Origin of the sequence: Marinobacterium nitratireducens (assembly GCF_014645375.1) — a bacterium.
Taxonomy (GTDB): Bacteria; Pseudomonadota; Gammaproteobacteria; order Pseudomonadales; family Balneatricaceae; genus Marinobacterium_A; species Marinobacterium_A nitratireducens.
Genome location: NZ_BMLT01000037.1, coordinates 1 through 620, shown reverse-complemented (window position 1 = coordinate 620; position 620 = coordinate 1). Strand labels below are relative to the sequence as shown.

The 620-nt window shown below is 55.5% G+C and carries 1 rRNA gene; it reads left to right on the top strand.

The features are described 5' to 3' along the window. A 23S ribosomal RNA gene (locus IEX85_RS23885) occupies positions 1-620 on the top strand; the annotation flags it as partial.

Below are 620 nucleotides of genomic sequence, written 5' to 3'. Positions count from 1 at the left end.
CGGAGGAGCACGAAGGTACCCTCAGCATGGTCGGAAATCATGCAATGAGCGCAAGAGTAAAAGGGTGCTTGACTGCGACACAGACACGTGGAGCAGGTACGAAAGTAGGTTCTAGTGATCCGGTGGTTCTGTATGGAAGGGCCATCGCTCAACGGATAAAAGGTACTCCGGGGATAACAGGCTGATACCGCCCAAGAGTTCACATCGACGGCGGTGTTTGGCACCTCGATGTCGGCTCATCACATCCTGGGGCTGAAGCCGGTCCCAAGGGTATGGCTGTTCGCCATTTAAAGTGGTACGCGAGCTGGGTTTAGAACGTCGTGAGACAGTTCGGTCCCTATCTGCCGTGGGCGTTTGAGATTTGAGAAGAGCTGCTCCTAGTACGAGAGGACCGGAGTGGACGCACCTCTGGTGTTCCGGTTGTCACGCCAGTGGCATTGCCGGGTAGCTACGTGCGGACGGGATAACCGCTGAAAGCATCTAAGCGGGAAGCCCCCTTCAAGATAAGATCTCACTGGGACCTTGAGTCCCCTAAAGGGCCGTTCGAGACTAGGACGTTGATAGGCTGGGTGTGTAAGCGTTGCGAGGCGTTGAGCTAACCAGTACTAATTGCCCGTGAG